Annotated in this window: 15 protein-coding genes and 1 pseudogene; 7 read left to right on the plus strand and 9 right to left on the minus strand. The window is 62.0% G+C overall.

The genetic code is table 11. The annotated features are described in order from the left end of the window. Positions 1 to 3: 3 nt before the first annotated feature. The 3 genes from V8Z65_RS03845 to rnk form a co-directional block, all read right to left on the minus strand. Complete coding sequence (locus tag V8Z65_RS03845; protein ID WP_338722654.1) at positions 4 to 768, minus strand: hypothetical protein; 765 nt, start codon at positions 766 to 768, stop codon at positions 4 to 6. Continuing rightward, positions 765 to 1,400: a TetR/AcrR family transcriptional regulator gene (locus tag V8Z65_RS03850; RefSeq protein WP_338722655.1), complete on the minus strand. Its 636-nt coding sequence runs from the start codon at positions 1,398 to 1,400 to the stop codon at positions 765 to 767. Before V8Z65_RS03850 ends, V8Z65_RS03845 begins: the two co-directional genes overlap by 4 nt. A 108-nt stretch (positions 1,401 to 1,508) precedes the next feature. Then, a complete protein-coding gene (rnk, locus tag V8Z65_RS03855) occupies positions 1,509 to 1,916 on the minus strand; it encodes a nucleoside diphosphate kinase regulator (RefSeq protein ID WP_338722657.1) in 408 nt (135 codons plus the stop codon). Between the two features lie 316 nt (positions 1,917 to 2,232). On the opposite strand from rnk, the gene V8Z65_RS03860 reads away from it, so the two are divergent. From V8Z65_RS03860 to V8Z65_RS03875, 4 genes are all read left to right on the plus strand, one after another. Continuing rightward, positions 2,233 to 2,787, plus strand: coding sequence for a LemA family protein (locus V8Z65_RS03860; RefSeq protein WP_338722658.1), 555 nt, complete (start codon positions 2,233 to 2,235; stop codon positions 2,785 to 2,787). A gap of 5 nt (positions 2,788 to 2,792) precedes the next feature. Then, complete coding sequence (locus V8Z65_RS03865; RefSeq protein ID WP_338722659.1) at positions 2,793 to 4,700, plus strand: DUF2207 domain-containing protein; 1,908 nt, start codon at positions 2,793 to 2,795, stop codon at positions 4,698 to 4,700. Between the two features lie 57 nt (positions 4,701 to 4,757). After that, on the plus strand, positions 4,758 to 6,782 hold the full coding sequence (gene glyS, locus V8Z65_RS03870) for a glycine--tRNA ligase subunit beta (RefSeq protein WP_338722660.1): 2,025 nt from the start codon (positions 4,758 to 4,760) through the stop codon (positions 6,780 to 6,782). Between the two features lie 65 nt (positions 6,783 to 6,847). Next, the gene (locus V8Z65_RS03875) at positions 6,848 to 7,828 is read left to right on the plus strand and encodes a DUF808 domain-containing protein (RefSeq protein WP_338722661.1); all 981 of its coding nucleotides are present in this window, start codon (positions 6,848 to 6,850) and stop codon (positions 7,826 to 7,828) included. Here V8Z65_RS03875 and V8Z65_RS03880 read toward each other — a convergent pair. The 4 genes from V8Z65_RS03880 to ispH all read right to left on the minus strand — a co-directional run bounded on the left by V8Z65_RS03880 (position 7,825) and on the right by ispH (position 10,938). Next, complete coding sequence (locus V8Z65_RS03880; protein WP_338722663.1) at positions 7,825 to 8,907, minus strand: GSU2403 family nucleotidyltransferase fold protein; 1,083 nt, start codon at positions 8,905 to 8,907, stop codon at positions 7,825 to 7,827. The two genes, V8Z65_RS03875 and V8Z65_RS03880, sit on opposite strands and share 4 nt — an antisense overlap. Before the next feature lie 75 nt (positions 8,908 to 8,982). Next, positions 8,983 to 9,453, minus strand: a complete 471-nt coding sequence (rnhA, locus tag V8Z65_RS03885) for a ribonuclease HI (protein ID WP_338722665.1) — start codon at positions 9,451 to 9,453, stop codon at positions 8,983 to 8,985. Further along, positions 9,446 to 9,970, minus strand: coding sequence for a GNAT family N-acetyltransferase (locus tag V8Z65_RS03890; protein ID WP_338722666.1), 525 nt, complete (start codon positions 9,968 to 9,970; stop codon positions 9,446 to 9,448). The genes rnhA and V8Z65_RS03890 overlap by 8 nt, the downstream gene beginning before the upstream one ends. Beyond that, on the minus strand, positions 9,967 to 10,938 hold the full coding sequence (ispH, locus tag V8Z65_RS03895) for a 4-hydroxy-3-methylbut-2-enyl diphosphate reductase (RefSeq protein ID WP_338722667.1): 972 nt from the start codon (positions 10,936 to 10,938) through the stop codon (positions 9,967 to 9,969). The genes V8Z65_RS03890 and ispH overlap by 4 nt, the downstream gene beginning before the upstream one ends. A 122-nt stretch (positions 10,939 to 11,060) precedes the next feature. On the opposite strand from ispH, the gene V8Z65_RS03900 reads away from it, so the two are divergent. From V8Z65_RS03900 to V8Z65_RS03910, 3 genes and pseudogenes are all read left to right on the plus strand, one after another. Next, positions 11,061 to 13,331: a putative PEP-binding protein gene (locus V8Z65_RS03900; RefSeq protein WP_338722668.1), complete on the plus strand. Its 2,271-nt coding sequence runs from the start codon at positions 11,061 to 11,063 to the stop codon at positions 13,329 to 13,331. 81 nt (positions 13,332 to 13,412) lie between these two features. After that, positions 13,413 to 13,967 carry a hypothetical protein gene (locus tag V8Z65_RS03905; protein ID WP_338722669.1) on the plus strand — a complete coding sequence of 185 codons (555 nt, stop codon included), beginning with the start codon at positions 13,413 to 13,415 and terminating at the stop codon, positions 13,965 to 13,967. Positions 13,968 to 14,809: 842 nt separating this feature from the next. Then, a pseudogene (locus V8Z65_RS03910) lies at positions 14,810 to 15,223 on the plus strand (cell wall hydrolase); the annotation flags it as partial. A gap of 4 nt (positions 15,224 to 15,227) precedes the next feature. Here V8Z65_RS03910 and V8Z65_RS03915 read toward each other — a convergent pair. Both V8Z65_RS03915 and V8Z65_RS03920 read right to left on the minus strand, forming a co-directional pair. Beyond that, positions 15,228 to 15,680 carry a hypothetical protein gene (locus V8Z65_RS03915; RefSeq protein ID WP_338722670.1) on the minus strand — a complete coding sequence of 151 codons (453 nt, stop codon included), beginning with the start codon at positions 15,678 to 15,680 and terminating at the stop codon, positions 15,228 to 15,230. Between the two features lie 113 nt (positions 15,681 to 15,793). After that, entirely contained in the window at positions 15,794 to 16,411 is a 618-nt protein-coding gene (locus V8Z65_RS03920) for an HD family hydrolase (RefSeq protein WP_338722672.1), read from the minus strand. Positions 16,412 to 16,415 lie beyond the last annotated feature (4 nt).

Consider the following 16,415-nt stretch of genomic DNA (forward strand, 5'->3'; position numbering starts at 1 on the left):
TTGTCAGGCCAGCGAGTAGAGAATGGGCATAGGCGAGACGCCATTGGCGGCGAAATTGTCCAGCACATAGCTCTTGAACGTCGGCCGCAGCGCCAGGTCCGGCAGGACATCGTGCCAATGATCCCAGCGGCAATGGTTGATCAGGCCATATTCGCTTTGCTGTCCGGGCTCGGGTACCAGCAGTTCGGAATTGTCGAGCGCGGTGCGATCCTCGAACCAGCCCGCGGTATATTCCCAGATCGGGATGAGCTTATTGGGCGCCTCGCCGTGGAAGTAGTTGAACAGAAAGATCCCGTCTTTCGAGAAATCGACTGAGCCGATACGCCGCCCATTATGGGCGCGCACCACGTGCAGATAGTTGGACCGGGCCCTCAGGCCTTCGATGAGTTCACTATAGAGCGGTGTGTCCGTGAGCGCCTCGGCCGCAGCCGTGTCGATGGTTTCGATCAGCACGACAAGGTCGAATGCCGGTTTATGCACGCCTTCGGGATGATGAGTCCCTGGGGGAATGAAGCGCGCGACGAAGACGGTGGCACGAACAATATTGGCCTCCCGCTCCAGACATGCGGCAAGCCGCTTGGCCAGCGCCCTTGCCTCCGCCTTGCGGGGGCTTTCCGGCCCGATGCCAAAAGGGCGGATCGGATCGATTTCGGCGGCAATGTGGATATAGCCGGCCCTTTTGGGCGCGATCAGATGCACTTTGGGAAAATTGAGATGGGTGTTGACGACTGTGATGTCCGCCTCTTGCGGATGGTTCATGCTGTTCATGGCAAAACTCCTGACTTGAGATGAACGGCGAGAAAATGGGCGACGTGGCGCTCGGCCATCTGTCGGGCGCGGTTGAGATCGTCGGGCGTGGCTGTGCTGCTCATGAGGGTTAGGCGGATGGTGGCCAGCGGCGCAATGGCCTCCCAGGCCAGCCAGCCGGCGTCGAACCGGTCGTCAAAATGCCCGCCCATCTGCCAGGCGCCAAACAGCGGGGTCAGTGTTTGCACCACACTATCGACGGCCTGGCCTGCGCCATCGGCGCCATCGCGCAGCATCATAGAGGTGAATTTGCGCACCTCTGGCTCGGCCCAGTGCGCAACGATGCGGCCGAAGAGGCCGGGCAGGGTCTTGTCCGGAGGCCCCGCAGCCATTGCCCCCGGATCGAAACCCGAGAGTTTGAGTACGCCCGGACCTGCGCGCTGCATCAGCACATCGAGAATGGCCTGCTTGCCTTCGAAATGACCATAGATAGCGCTGTCGCGAACGCCGACGGCCTCAGCAATCTGCCGCACGCTGGTGGCAGCAAAGCCCTGCGCCGCGAATAGGTCGAGCGCTGCCGCCAGCAGCCTCTCGCGGGTATCCGGGCCTTCTGTCTTTCGGGGGCGGCCCCGTCTGCTTGGTTCTGTCATCATGGTCATATATTTAATGAGTGCTCATTAAATATACAAGCATAAAAATTGCCGGTCGCTCACATGAGGTGTGCGACCGGCAGCTTGGGGCCTTGCCTGCCCGACTACTGGTCAAACCAGCGCGGGGCTCTCCACCGCCGCCACGGTCAGCTTGTGCCGCTTGTCGGCGCGGTCGTGCCAGGTGATGGACTGGCCTGGCTTGAGGCCGATCAGGGCCACGCCAATGGGCGTCAGCACCGAAATCCGGCCCTGGGCGATATCCGCGTCAGCCGGATAGGCCAGGGTTACGGTCTGTTCCTGACCGGCATTGGTCTGATAGGATACGCGCGACCCCATGCGCACCACGCCTTCGGGCAACTTGTCGTCGCTCACGATCTTGGCGCGATCAAGCTCGGTGAGCAGGACTTCCGCCAGGTCCGGATTGCGGTCGAGCGCGGCCTCACCCAAGGCATAGAGCTTTGCATGATCGGCCTTGCCCAAGGTAAGCGGCGGCGTCAGGTCGCGGCGGATTTCAGTCATTGAAGTGTCCTTTCAAAAAGGGCGCCCGGCGCGCGCGGTGGCGCAGCGCTCAAAGGCTTGAAAAATGGGAAGTGGAGAACTGTGCGCCGGCGGCGGGAACGTAAAGCGTTCTGGAGCCCTAAGCAGGCTCCGGCGCGGGCATGCCTAGGGTTATGGGCTTGCGTGAAGGAAGCTGCAGCGATGCCATTGGCGCGTGTTCATGCTTCAAAAGCTAGGCATTGGTGACAGGAAGTCAAGGCCGGCGATCAGGCCGACATTGCAAAGCCATCGCCACAATGCAATTTTGCGGCGCACGATCGCTTGAGGGAGCGCAATCATGGAATGGGTCATTCTGCTTATCGTGGTCGGCGTCGTCGGCTACGCCATCGTTATCTATAACGGGCTGGTTTCGAACCGGCAGATGGTGCGCGAAGGCTGGTCGGGCATCGATGTGCAATTGAAGCGCCGCACCGATCTCATCCCCAATCTGATGGAGACGGTGAAGGGCTATATGGCCCATGAGCGCGAAACGCTTGACGCCGTGGTCAATGCCCGCGCCAAGGCCACCAGCGCGGCCTCGGCCGGCCCTGAGGTCCGTGCCAAGGCGGAGGGCGAGCTTTCAGCGGCGCTGGGGCGCCTTCTCGCCATTGCCGAGGCCTACCCCGACCTCAAGGCCAATACGACCTTTCTTGAGTTTCAAACCGCGCTGCAGGGCGTTGAGGACGAAATTCAGATGGCACGCCGCTATTACAATGGCGCCGTGCGCAATCTGAATATCCAGGTGGAAAGCTTCCCTTCCAACCTGGTCGCCAATGCCTTCAAGTTCGAGCAAGCCGAATATTTCGAGCTGGAGAACGAGGCCGACCGCGCCGTGCCTCAGGTCAAGTTCTGAGCCGCATGTCCGTTCTGCACCGCCTGATCGCTGCTCTTGCACTGTTTATTGCGCTGGCTGTGCCCGCTTCGGCGCGAGAGGAAATCCGCGCCTTTGCCAGCGATGTGCAATTGCTGGCCGACGGGTCGGTCGAGGTTCTCGAAACCATCGATATCAATGCCGAGGGGATCGATATCCGGCGTGGTATCTATCGCGATATTCCCGTGACCATGGTGGGGGAGCGCGGCAACAAGATCCACATCGATCTCGAGGTGAATGCGGTAACGCGAGACGGCCAGCCGGAAATGTTCCGCGTCGAACGCATGGGCGATTTCCAGCGCATCTGGATTGGCGATCCGGACGTGTTCCTGCGCATAGGCGAGCACCGCTATACAATTGATTACGCCATGGATCGTATGGCGCGCCCCACGGCCGACGGCACGGGCGATGAGCTTTATTGGAACGCCACGGGCAATTACTGGGATTTTCCCATCGTGACTTCGGTGGCACGGGTGCGTCTGCCTGACGGTGCCATCATCGAGGATCTGGCAGCCTATACCGGCGTGGCCGGATCGACCGGGCGCGATGTGTCCATGACGCGCGAAAGCGACAACACTGCCATTTTTCGCACACAGCGCGAATTGGCGCCGGGAGAGGGCATGAGCTTCGCCCTGTCCTTTCAGAAGGGCATTGTCAGCTATCCAGAGGGTGTGGACGCCTTGCTCCAGACCGCGTCCGACCTGCGCGAAGTCTGGTTGCCGGTGCTCGCGGTGATCGTGCTGCTGGTCTACAATTTCACCGCCTGGATGCGTGTGGGTCGCGATCCGCCCAAGGGCACCGTTATTCCACTCTTTCATCCGCCACGCGATTTCTCGCCGGCATTGACCCATTATGTGCACAAATGGGGCTTCTCCAATTCCGGCTGGACGGCCATGACGGCCGCCATTTTCAACCTGGGCGTGAAAGGGCTGGTGACGATCCGCAATCCGGGCAAGACATTGACCGTTGTGGTGACCGGCAAAGATTCGGACGAAAAGCTGCCGGTAGGCGAACAGGTGCTGTTTTCCTATTTTGACAGCAAAGGGGCGGTGACCTTCGACAAGGTCAATGGCAAGGACCTGGGCACCAAGCGCGGTGAATTTATCAGCGCCATAGCCAGCGAGAACCGCAAGACCTGGTTCAACAATAATTGGGGTTTTGCCGGCTTCGGCTTTGTGCTGGCCGCCCTGATGATCCTGGGCATGGTCGTTTTCGATGTGCTTGAGCCGGTCTGGCTGTTCGTTGCGATTTTCGCCGGCGTCTTCCTGGGCGTGATCGGCAGCGTGGTCTTTGGTGTGATCAAGTCTGGCGGCGCCGTTCAGCGGTTTATCGCCTTGGCTTTTATCGCCATCTTCGGATTCAATTTCGCGGGTGGGGCGCTCGAAACCTTTACCGGCATCACCATCAATTCCGCGGCGTTGGCTGCCGGGTCCATGGTGCTGATCTGCGTCATTTTCACCGTATTGCTGCGCGCGCCCACCGTGCAGGGCCGCAAGCTGATGGACCAGATCGACGGCCTCAAGCTCTATCTGGAAACGGCGGAAAAGAACCGGCTCAATATTGTCGATGAACCGCCCCTGACCATCGAGCGTTTCGAGCGCCTCTTGCCCTATGCCATTGCGCTGGGCGTCGAGAAGCCATGGTCGGAGCATTTCGAGGCCGAACTGGCGCGCCATGCCGTGCCGGACGCCGAGAGTGGCACATATTCACCCCACTGGTATTCGGGTAGCCGGTCCTTCAATTCGGGCAATATCGCCAGGGCTGTGTCAGGCGCCTCCGCCGGCATGGCCGCGGCCATGGTGGCGGCACAGCCGGTGCAGGCCAGCTCCTCGGGTTCGGGTGGTGGCGGCTTCTCCGGCGGCGGCGGTGGCGGTGGCGGCGGTGGCGGCTGGTAGACAACGCACCGCCCTCACGCTAAGCACGCACACGCCTTCAAACACCGGTTGCTCTCCATGCCCGAACTGCTGCTCGAACTTTTTTCCGAGGAAATTCCCGCCCGCTTTCAGCGCCGTGCGGCCGAGGACCTCAAGAAAGCTGTCACCAATGCGCTGGTGGATGCGGGTCTGGTCTATGAAGGCGCCAAGGCCTTTGTGACGCCACGCCGCCTGGCACTCTCCGTTTCCGGCCTGCCGGCCCGTTCACCCGATACGCGCGAGGAAAAGAAGGGGCCCAAGGTTGGTGCCCCCCAGCCCGCCATTGATGGTTTCCTGCGTTCCGCCGGGCTGGCTTCGCTCGATCAGGCCAAGATCGAAAGCGACCCGAAAAAGGGCGAATTCTATGTCGCGGTCATCGAAAAGCCCGGCGCCGACGCGGTGGACCTGCTTTCCGCCATTCTGCCAAAGGTCATGACCGGTTTTGGCTGGGCCAAGTCCATGCGCTGGGGCTCGGGCAGTTTCAATTGGGTGCGGCCCTTGCGCGCCATTACCGCAACCTTCGGCACCGAAAATGACGAACCCGTTGTGGTGCCCTTCGGCATTGCCGGGCTGGAAGCGGGCCAGACCACCTTCGGCCATCGTTTCCTGGCGCCCGACGCCATCCGCGTAAAGCGACTCGAGGACTACCAGATCGCGCTGGAGCGGGCCAAGGTGGTGCTGGACATCGACCGCCGCAAGGACATCATCCGCAACGACGCGGACAATCTCGCCTTCGCGCAGGGCCTTTCGGTGATCCATGACGAGGGGCTGCTTGAAGAAGTGGCTGGGCTGGTCGAGTGGCCAAATGTGATGATGGGATCGTTCGATCCCGACTTCCTCAAACTGCCAGAGGAAGTCATCATCGCTACCATCCGCGCCAACCAGAAATGCTTCTGCCTACGCGATGCGTCCGGCAAGCTGGCGCCCAATTTCATCATCACGGCCAACACCATCCCCGCCGATGGCGGTGCGGTTGTGGTGGCGGGCAATGAGCGCGTTATTCGCGCCCGTCTTTCCGACGCGGCGTTCTTCTATCAGGGCGATCTTGCCATTCCGCTTGAGCACGGCCTGCCCAAGCTCGAGGACATGGTGTTCCACGCCAAGCTGGGCAGCCAGTTCGCCATGGTCGAGCGCCTGGTGCATCTCGCCGCCCAGATCGCCCCCAAGGTGGGCGCCGATGTCGAACTGACCAAACGCGCCGCGATGCTGGCCAAGGCCGATCTGGTCACCGGCATGGTTGGCGAATTTCCCGAACTGCAGGGGTTGATGGGGCGCTATTATGCGACCGCGCAGAAGGAACCGGCGGCAATCGCCAATGCCATCGAGATGCATTACAAGCCGCTTGGGCCCTCCGACCGCGTGCCGACCGAGCCGGTCTCCATTGCGGTGGCCCTGGCCGACAAGCTCAATGTGCTTTCCGGCTTCTGGTCGATTGACGAAAAGCCCACCGGCTCGCGCGATCCCTTTGCGCTGAGGCGCGCTGCCTTGGGTGTCATCCGCATCATCACCGAGAATGGCCTGAAATTCCCTCTCGAGGTGGAGCCGGACCTTCTGGCCTTTTTCCACGATCGGCTGAAAGTGTCGCTGCGCGACGCCGGCGCACGCCACGATCTCGTCGATGCCGTCATCTCCGCCGACAGCAACGACATTCTCCAGATCACCCAGCGTGCCGAGGCGCTCTCGACCCTCTTGGCCACCGACGATGGCGCCAACCTTTTGGCGGGCTATAGGCGCGCCGCCAATATCCTTGCCGCCGAGGAGAAGAAGGACGGCAGGGCCTATGCCGGCACCGTCGACCAGGCGGCGCTGGAACTGCCCGAAGAAACGGCTCTCGCCTTTGCGGTGGATGCTGTTCACACGGCCGTGGCGGCCCATGTCGCCAAGGATGACTACAAGGGCGCCATGACCGAGCTTGCTACCTTGCGTGGTCCGGTGGACGCTTTCTTCGAGGCTGTTCTGGTCAACGACGCCGATGCGGCCGTCCGCGCCAATCGCCTCAATCTGCTGGCGCGCCTGCGCGACACCATGCATCTGGTGGCAGATTTTGGAAAGGTCGCCGGTTAGCCTGAACAGCCGGGCGGCCTCGGCCCGGCTTGTCTTCCTTCCAACCCTCTGGATGCAGGTTTTTCATGTCGGTCGGTCTTCTTGCGCTTCTCGATGACGTGGCCGGCCTGGTCAAGGTCGCAGCCGCCTCGCTGGACGATGTCGCCGGCCAGGCGGCCAAGGCCAGCGCCAAGGCGGCAGGCGCCGTGATCGACGATGCGGCCGTGACGCCGGCCTATGTGAAGGGCTTCACTGCCGACCGCGAATTGCCCATCATCGGCAAGATTGCCTGGGGCTCGGTGCGCAACAAGCTGCTGTTCCTGCTGCCCGCTGCCCTCGTGCTCTCGATCCTCCTGCCCTGGCTGATCACCCCGCTGCTGATGATCGGCGGTGCCTATCTGTGCTACGAGGGCGCCGAGAAGGTCTTCCACCTGTTCGCGCCGCACCAGGCCGAACAGCACGAGGCCTCGATCGAGCATACCGCGCTGGCGGCGACCTCTTTGGAAGATCGCAAAGTGGCCGGCGCCATCAAGACCGATTTCATCCTCTCCGCCGAGATCATGACCATCATCCTCGCCGCTGTCGAGGTCCCCGATTTCTGGACGCGCGCCGCCGTGCTCGCCCTGGCCGGGGTCGGCATTACCATCCTCGTCTATGGCGCGGTGGCGCTGATCATCAAGGCTGACGATTTCGGGCTGTGGCTGGCCCGCGTGGCGCGCACCGGCTTTGGCCGTGCTCTTGGCCGGAGCATTGTGGTGGCCATGCCGGTTTTCATGCACGCTCTCGGCCTGATCGGCACCGCCGCCATGACTTGGGTCGGCGGCAGCATTATTGCCCATGGCCTTTATGAATTTGGCATCGCCGGCCCCGAACATGTCATCGAAGCTGCGGCCCACTGGGCCGAAGGCGCTTTTCCCGCCATCGCGTCCATCGCCGGCTGGGTGGCCACTGCGCTGGCCGATTTCATCATCGGCCTGGCCCTTGGTGCGGTGCTGATCCCAGTTGTCGGCTACGCTATCAGCCCGCTCTGGCGTGTGGTGAAGGGGCTGGTGCCCAGGCGGGCTTAGAAATTGAACTCCTTGGGATCATGCCCCAGAGTTCTGACGCCCTCAGCCAGTTTCGTTTTTATTTCTGCAGTATCAGGCACGGATGCCAGCCCTTGCGCGACGGCATTCCGCCAGGATTGTCCTCGGTGCCACGCCTCCATGAAAGCATCGGCGAGGGGGAGGGTTTGATTGGTGGCAATCATGGCCTGCATGAGCAGGCCGGCTTGTCGCAGGTCCTTTTGGCGTTTGTCGCGACCGTTTGCATCTTGCAGCCTTTTCGTAGCGACGATGAGCTTATGGACGGCGAAGCGTTCGGGCGCAGGGACGAGAACCGGGACACCGGCGCCATGCAACAAAACAGCCCGAACCGGTTCGTAAATCAGGAAATCAAGGAAACGAAGCGGCTCCGCCGCAATGTTGCCAAGAGCAGGCATGGGGGCGGCCCGTCCGTTATGGTCCTCGCTTCCCGTGTTGGGGGTAAGGAATTCGACCTTGTAGCCGTCTCGCGATGCCAATTGGGTAGGGGCCTCGTGGGGTCCCAGACGCGGCACCGCCCGAAAGGTGGGATCGATTCCCCGCAGGACCTCAAGAATATCGGGCATGCTATCTCCGACGGCGACGGAGATAGAGTGAAATTGCGCAAAATCGGCATCGCCGGTTTGCAATGCCGCCCCCGGAAACCTGACCCCCAACCCTGCCGCATAGCATTGAAAAGCTACCGTGCCGACCAGAACGCCTCGTAGACGGAAAAAGCCCGCATTGGCCATGGCTTCAACGACCGCGCCGACTTTGGGCGGCGGGGCTGGCAGGTAGGCGTCGCGAATCAGGGTGGAGACCAGTTTTCGCCGGGCGCGGAAATCGGCTTTGAGATTTTTGAAGTTTTCCACGCGCTTGCTGATTTCAGGATCGGCCGTTGGACCGACATAGCGGCGTATTTTTTTTCCGTCCTTGGCGGTATCAAAATACCAATAGGTCCGCTCATTGGCGGTCACGCGAACGAATCTGCCACTCATCGAGAAATCGCTCTCGAACGCAGCATCGAGGCTCCGTTGAGACAGTTCGGAGTAGAGAACAGCGTAGGCCGGATCCAGAAGCTTCATGCTGTCTTGTTACCACTTTTGTGAAGGTGGTAACAAGTCACTTGTTACCATTCTTGCGAAAATGGTAACAAGAGCTCAGAACGGCGGTGCAAAGCCCTCGGCCTTTTTGCGTTTGAACGGCGCCATGCCTTCGCGGGCAAGCTCGTCGGCGCGCTCGTTGAGCTCGTCGCCGGCATGGCCCTTTACCCAGTGCCATGAAATGTCATGGCGCTTGGTGGCCTCGTCCAGGGCCTGCCACAGCTCGACATTTTTCACCGGTTTTTTGTCGGCTGTGCGCCAGCCATTGCGCTTCCAGCCATGCATCCAGCTCTGCACGCCGTTTTTCACATATTGGCTGTCGGTATGGAGCTCCACACTGCAGGGGCGGGTGAGGGCATTAAGGGCCTCGATGGCGGCGGTCAGCTCCATCTTGTTATTGGTCGTCAGCGCCTCGCCACCCTTCAATTCCTTGCGGTGCGGCCCAAACTGCAGAATGGCGCCCCAGCCGCCAGGGCCGGGATTGCCCGAACAGGCACCATCGGTGTGAATGATGACGCCATCAGCCATGGACTGGCCGCCGGTAGATATGGAACTGGCAGGTAAGCCCGCCCGGCTCGGTTTCGACATGCGTTTCTTCCATGCCGATCTTCTTGAGGATGGCGAGGGACGGGGCGTTTCTTGTGTCGGCGAAGCCGATGAAATGGGGGGCGTCGGTTTCCCGGAAAATCCAGTCCCGCAAGCCTGCCGCCGCTTCCATCGCATACCCCGCCCCGTGAAAGTCCTCGAACAGGGCGTAGCCTATCTCGGGTTCGCCCGTGCGGGGATAAATGCCAAAGCCGGCCCGGCCGATAAATTTTCCGTCGCTTTTCCGGGTGAGACGCAGTTTGCCCAATTGCCGGGTGTCGAACAGGTCAATCCAGCCCTTGAGGGCGGATTCGGCCTGCTCCCGCGTCCAGGGCGCGCCGCTTGCTGTCAGATAGCGAGAGACATTGGGATTGCCATGCAGCGCCACCAGATCATCGAGCTGATCCATCCGCCAGCCGGACAGCACCAGCCGCTCGGTCTCGAAAAGGTCAAGGCTCATCGGCCCGAGGCCGCTTCGAGATTGCGCAGGATGCGCGGAATGTTAAAGGCGATATTCTCCTCGGCGGTGGTCCTGGTCTCGACCCGGACGTCATAGCGCTCGGCAAAGGCGTCGATCACTTCTTCCACCAGGCTTTCGGGGGCCGAGGCACCGGCGCTGATGCCCAGCGAGGTAAGATCGCCATAAATCGACCAGTCGATCTCACTGGCGCGATCCACAAGCGTGGCGATCCTGCACCCATTGCGCAGCGCCACTTCGACCAGGCGCTGCGAATTGGACGAATGCGGAGAACCCACCACAATCATGGCATCGACCAAGGGCGCCACCGCCTTGATCGCCTCCTGCCGATTGGTGGTGGCGTAGCAGATGTCTTCCTTATGCGGCCCGTTGATCGCCGGGAAGCGCGCCTTGAGCGCGGCCACGATTTCGCGCGTATCGTCGACCGAAAGGGTGGTCTGGGTGACGAAGGCCAGGGTTTCGGGATCTTTCGGGGTGAAGCGATTGGCGTCCTCGACCGTTTCGATCAGCGTAACGGCGCCGGCCGGAAGCTGCCCCATGGTCCCGATGACTTCGGGGTGACCGGCATGACCGATCAAGACGATCTCATGCCCTTCCTCGAAATGGCGCGAGGCCTCCACATGTACCTTGCTCACCAGTGGGCAGGTGGCATCGAGGAAGAACATATTGCGCGCCTTGGCATCGGCCGGCACGCTTTTGGGCACGCCGTGGGCGGAAAACACCACTGGGGCCTCGGTCTCCGGAATTTCGTCCAGTTCCTCGACGAACACCGCGCCCTTGGCCTTGAGACCTTCCACCACATATTTGTTGTGGACGATGGCGTGACGCACATAGACCGGCGCGCCGTATTTTTCGAGCGCCAGCTCCACAATCTGGATTGCGCGGTCCACGCCGGCGCAGAATCCACGTGGGGCGCAGAGCAGAATGTCGAGATGCGGCCTTTTTTCCATGCCAGATCAGATGCTTTCCTCGCCTCGACAAGTCAAGTGCTGTTGCAGCCGGGGCAGGGCATAGGCAATATGCATCTCAAGAGTGTGACCAGGGCGGTTTCCAGGTGAGTTTGGCGCAGGAAATGTTTGCGATTGCCCCGGCAACGGGGAAGGCGAACCTGAGCGCTGGACAGCTCAAGCTGCTCACCGGCAAGTCCCGCTGGATTTTCCGGGTCTGCGAGGCGGGCTTCCCCACCGTTCCCACCATCGCCATTACCAGGGCCGCCTGGGAGGAGTTGCAGGCCGAGCGCACGCGACGCGACACCCGCCTGCGTACCCATTGGGTTGCCTGCCTCTACAAGCTGGTGACGGGGGACGGACCCAAGCCGCAATTGGTGGTGCGCACTTCGGCCTCCTCGCACAATAGCGGATTGGCGCCTGCCCGCCTGGGCATTGCCGCGCCAGCCGCACCCGAGGATTCGGTCGATCCGTCCCGGCCTTTGGCCAAGGCCATCAAGCAGGCCTTCGAGAGCTACGGCTTTTTTGGGCGTGGCTGGACGGCACCGCGCCAGGAGGATGACCGCGCCCGCCAGATCGTCCTGGTGCAGGCCGTCGCTGAAGGCGAAATCGAGCAATTTCTCACTCGCAATGCCGCAACCGGCGCCATGGGGCCGGCGCCACTCAATGGCGGTCCGCTGCCGCGCCTGCCGGCCGACGTCGACGCATTGGTCGAATTGCTTGACGCCAAGGCGGGTCGGCACATGGCCTGCCTTGTGGCTATTAATCGCGGCAAGGTGACCTTTCTCTCCGCAAGGCCGGTGCAGGCCAGCGCCGGCGCTGAGCTCGAAGCGGCTGTGGATCGTGTCGAACGCAAGGTCTGGACACCGCAGGGTGCAGTCTCCCGGGTCGATGCGGGCCGGCTTGCCCAGATGCTGCATCCGCGTCTCAAGTCGCCCGAAGAGGTAACCCCTATCGCCATGGGTCTGGGCGTCTCGCCTGGCGCGGCCAGCGGCATCATCACCTTCAACCCGGACGATGCGGCACGGCTGCGGGCGCGGGGCAAACATTGCATTCTCGTGGTCAACGAGACCGGCCCCGCCGATATTGAGGGCATGAAGGCGGCAACGGGCATTCTGACCGCGCGCGGGGGCATGTCGAGCCATGCCGGCGTCATCGCGCGCATTACCGGCAAGCCCTGCGTTGCCGGCGTGCGCAGCCTCAGCGTTGACACGCTCGAAATGGTCTGCCGCATTGGCGACCGGGAATTTCACGCCGGTGATCGCCTCACCATTGATGGCACCGATGGCGCCGTTTATCTCGGCAATCTGCCGCTGGCTCAGCCGCAGATCGGCGGCGCTATCGGCACACTTCTGGGCTGGTCCGATGCCAGCCGCAAGATCGCCGTGCGCACCAATGTGGAAACCGTGGAGTCCGCGCAAACGGCCTTGAGCTTCGGGGCTGAGGGTATCGGGTTGGCGCGCTCCGAGCACATGTTCTTTTCGCCCGAACGCATGGTGGCCCTGCGCCGCATGATCCTGTCCGAGGATGAAGACGCGCGTTCGCGCGCCATTGCGGGCCTCGTGGATTACCAGACCGGGGATTATTCGGCGCTGTTCTCGGCCATGAAGGGCCTGCCGGTGACGGTGCGCCTGTTCGATCCGCCTTTGCACGAATTCCTGCCGCGCACGGATGAGGAAATCGAGGAGACGGCGGCCTCGCTCGGCGTCGCCGTCCGCGCCCTGCGCCTACGGCTGGAGCGGATCGCTGAAATCAACCCCATGCTGGGTCACCGTGGCGTGCGGCTCGCCATAACCTATCCCGAAATCCTGCAAATGCAGATGCAGGCAGTTCTTGCCGGCGCGCGTGCTGCCAGCGAGGCGCAGGCAGAACCCGTGGTCATCGAAGTCATGGTGCCTTTCGTATCCACTGCCACCGAGGTTTCATGGGTGCGGGAGCGTGTGTTCACCATGCTGGACAATTCCGGCCTGACCCGTTCGGACCGCGTACGTTTCTCGTTCGGTACCATGATCGAATTGCCGCGTGCCTGTTTGCGCGCGGGCGATATCGCCTCCATGGTGGACTTCATTTCCTTCGGTACCAACGATCTGACCCAGACGACCTTTGGTATTTCGCGCGATGATGCGCCCGCCTTTCTGGCAGCCTATCAGCGCAAGGGCGTCTATGAGCGCGATCCTTTCGTCACCATCGACGAAAAGGGTGTCGGCGAGATGATAGAGATTGCCATTGCCCGGGGCAGGGCCGCCAATCCGCGTCTGAAGGTGGGCATTTGCGGCGAACATGCGGGCGATCCGGTATCGCTGCAATTCTTTGCCGGGCTCGGTGTCGACTATGTCAGTTGCTCACCCTATCGTGTACCCGTGGCTCGGCTGACCTTGGCCCAGACTTCGGCTTAAATAGCTGCGGTTGCATACCTATATGCGATAGTAACAGAGAGCCGGCCGGGACGTGCCGGGAAAGACGGGAAGGGCCCTGCATTGGTCAGAAGTTCAGCACTTGTCCTGGCGCTGCCGCTCGTTTTGGGGCTCGCTCTGCCGGCCTCGGCCCAGTCCGGCGCGCAGTGCGCCGCCTTGGCCGATGATGTCGAGCGCCTGGCCTGCTACGACAATGTGTTCAGAGCCGATAACCCAACCGAGGGCAAAGACGCCGTAACACTGCTGTCGGAACAATTGATCCCAGCCCACCCCAGCGGACGCCAGCCGGCCACCATCACCGTGTTCTGTGAGGCGGCTGAGCTCAAGGTCGCCTTTGGCTTTGCCGGCAACACCATGTCGGCGCTGGGCCGCGATACCGGCATCACGCTGCAATACGATCTTACTCGCCGCAGCAGCACTCTGCCGGTCAATTCCGAAAATACTGCCGTGCTCATCGACAATACGCGCGACGCCCTCGCCTTTATCGATAACCTGGCTGGTGTCACCAATCTTACCGTCCGTGTGACGCCTGCCAGCACCCGCACGCTCTCGGTGCGGTTCCGCGTCGATGCCTTTGCCCAGGAAGTCGCGCCGGTTATTGCCGCCTGCGGGCAATAGCGTCACCAGGCAACACTTTGCCGCACCCCGCGCCTTGACGGCGCCATAAACGCGCCTTCTGCGCGCCCCGAACCCCATTTACCCAGCGCTAACCTTAATAACCGATCATCACAACTGTCGGCATTTGAGCGTCACATTTGCCGCGCTTGAGTTGTGTTGCGTAGCGTTGAGTAAAGTTTATGGCCCTTTCCCACCGGCCGGTGGCGTCCATTCGCCCGGTCAGAGCGGTTAGCCGAAAAGCCGTTGTCGCACGGACGATTGCGATGCTGCTGCTGGCCCCGCTTGCCTATATCGGCCTGGCCGGCGCAGCTTTGGGCCCGGGCTCCGCGCCGCTCGGCAATGCCGGATTGCCCGGCAAAGCACCGCAACCCGTGGCCGTCGCGCATGCCAGCCTGACCTATTCCGGCGTCGATCCTATCATTACCGGCTCGGTCGATCATCTGTTTGAAAGCGCCAGCTTTACCGGCCCCAATCGCGCCATCAAGACCGATCGGGTGCGTCCGGTGGTCGATGCCATGACGATTGCCCAAAGCTTTGAAGCCGCGCGCCTGCAGATTGCCGCCTTGCGTGCGCCCGCCGATCCGGCTGCGCTGGGCCAGTCCAGCATCGCCGACGCAGACAAAAGCCCCCAACCTGAAAGCGGTCCCCGCATTTCCGTGGCTTCGCTCCACCCCAATGCTGCAGCGGCCCTTGATGCCATTGCCGGAATTGCCCCCAAAATGGATGGCGAGACCCTTGCCGATGTAGCCCTGCCGGTCTCGGTTCCAGAGCAATTGGCCTATGCCCGCGCCACCGCTCCGGCCACGGTCACGCAATTGCAGGGCGAGCCCATGGCCGGTCTCTCGGACAAGGAACTCTGGTGCCTGGCGACGGCGGTCTATTTCGAGGCGCGCGGCGAGGTCTATCGCGGCCAGGTGGCGGTGGCGCAGGTAGTGCTCAACCGCGTCAAGGACCATCGCTATCCCGACACCATTTGCGGCGTCGTTTTCCAGAACCAGAACCGCCGCAACGCCTGCCAGTTCTCCTTTGCCTGCGACGGCATTCCCGAAACGGTGACCGAGCGCAAGCCTTGGGAGCAGGCAGAAGAAATCGCCACCAAGGTGACCAGTGGCGAGCTCTATCTGACCGAAGTGGGCGACGCGACCCACTATCACGCCACCTATGTGCGGCCCGCCTGGGCACCACGCATGTCCAAGGTGACCCAGATCGGCCTGCACGTCTTTTACAAGTTCAAGCGCGGCTGGCTGTTCGGATAGGCGCCTAGGGCAGGGCCGGTCCGAACAGGCGGATCACCGAATTGCCGGCACGAGTGGTCAGGGCGAACCAGTCGCCATTGGACCAGAAGCGCACGAAATTGCGGGGCGCCGGCGCCACCTCGGTCACATCGATCCCCGGATAAAGCACATGCTTTGAGGTCAGCCCGTCGGTCGAATAGGTGCCGGTGGCCGTGGTGGCAATATTGACATAGCTCACCCGGCCCGCCTCGATTTTCTTCACCACCGCGCTCGAAATGGGATCGGTGGAAACCCAGTCGGCATATTCGATGCGATAGTCGCGATCGTCGAACTTCACCAGTTTGTCGGTATCGAAGCCGGCCGGCATTTCGTCGGCCAGAACGTCCAGCACATAGCCCGGACCGATCACGGCCAGGGCGGTCGCGCAAATGGCGCCCAGGGTCATGCCCATCAGCATATGGCGCGTTGGCAGGTTCATGGCGAGCACTCCTGACTGTTCCACTTCGGCACAGGGGCCTTAACGGATCAGTAACCATTCGGAGCCCGCGCGCAAACAGCAAACCCGCCTTAGGGTTAATCTGCACAGGGTGATCAGGCGGGCGGAATGTTGCCGCTAATCTCCTCGAACGCCACAATAAAACGCTCATGGGCCTGCTGGGTCGGCCAGGGACGAATGAGCCGGTCGAACGCGTCGACATCGAAGGCCGACTGGCTGGGCACGCCGAACAGCCGCCGCGCCTCGGGCGGATCGAATCCGGCCAGATTGGTAGCCTCGAAAAAGGCCGCTTCCTGATCGGCCTTCTTCACCAGCTTACTGATGGCTGCCGGCATGGTGGCAGGCAGCGAGAAGCGCAGAAAGATGGCGGCGAGCAGCCCTTTCTCAACATCCTTGTAGCTCCCCCCGATCACCGCCTTGAAAGGCGAGATGATGTCGCCCACGACATATTCGGGCGCGTCATGCAAAAGGCATTGCAATTGGGCGGTGGCTTCGGCTTCCGGATTGGCCGCCCGGAACAGCTCCAGTACCAGCACCGAATGCTGCGCCACCGAAAAGGGATAATCGCCCACGGTCTGCCCGTTCCAGCGGGCCACGCGCGCAAGGCCATGGGCAATATCGCTCAGTTCCACATCGACCGGCGAGGGATCGAGAATGTCGAGGCGGCGACCAGACAGCATACGCTGCCAGGCGCGGGAGCTTTGGCGGGACATCAGG

The organism is Devosia sp. XK-2 (genome assembly GCF_037113415.1).
Classification (GTDB): Bacteria; Pseudomonadota; Alphaproteobacteria; order Rhizobiales; family Devosiaceae; genus Devosia.

Coding starts and splice junctions, on each gene's coding strand:
- V8Z65_RS03850 (WP_338722655.1), bottom strand. CDS start 1,400: ATGATGACAGAACCAAGCAGACGGGGCCGCCCCCGAAAGACAGAAGGC.
- rnk (WP_338722657.1), bottom strand. CDS start 1,916: ATGACTGAAATCCGCCGCGACCTGACGCCGCCGCTTACCTTGGGCAAG.
- V8Z65_RS03890 (WP_338722666.1), bottom strand. CDS start 9,970: ATGAGCCTTGACCTTTTCGAGACCGAGCGGCTGGTGCTGTCCGGCTGG.
- V8Z65_RS03880 (WP_338722663.1), bottom strand. CDS start 8,907: ATGAAGCTTCTGGATCCGGCCTACGCTGTTCTCTACTCCGAACTGTCT.
- V8Z65_RS03875 (WP_338722661.1), top strand. CDS start 6,848: ATGTCGGTCGGTCTTCTTGCGCTTCTCGATGACGTGGCCGGCCTGGTC.
- glyS (WP_338722660.1), top strand. CDS start 4,758: ATGCCCGAACTGCTGCTCGAACTTTTTTCCGAGGAAATTCCCGCCCGC.
- V8Z65_RS03865 (WP_338722659.1), top strand. CDS start 2,793: ATGTCCGTTCTGCACCGCCTGATCGCTGCTCTTGCACTGTTTATTGCG.
- V8Z65_RS03915 (WP_338722670.1), bottom strand. CDS start 15,680: ATGAACCTGCCAACGCGCCATATGCTGATGGGCATGACCCTGGGCGCC.
- V8Z65_RS03860 (WP_338722658.1), top strand. CDS start 2,233: ATGGAATGGGTCATTCTGCTTATCGTGGTCGGCGTCGTCGGCTACGCC.
- V8Z65_RS03920 (WP_338722672.1), bottom strand. CDS start 16,411: ATGTCCCGCCAAAGCTCCCGCGCCTGGCAGCGTATGCTGTCTGGTCGC.
- rnhA (WP_338722665.1), bottom strand. CDS start 9,453: ATGGCTGATGGCGTCATCATTCACACCGATGGTGCCTGTTCGGGCAAT.
- V8Z65_RS03845 (WP_338722654.1), bottom strand. CDS start 768: ATGAACAGCATGAACCATCCGCAAGAGGCGGACATCACAGTCGTCAAC.
- ispH (WP_338722667.1), bottom strand. CDS start 10,938: ATGGAAAAAAGGCCGCATCTCGACATTCTGCTCTGCGCCCCACGTGGA.
- V8Z65_RS03900 (WP_338722668.1), top strand. CDS start 11,061: ATGTTTGCGATTGCCCCGGCAACGGGGAAGGCGAACCTGAGCGCTGGA.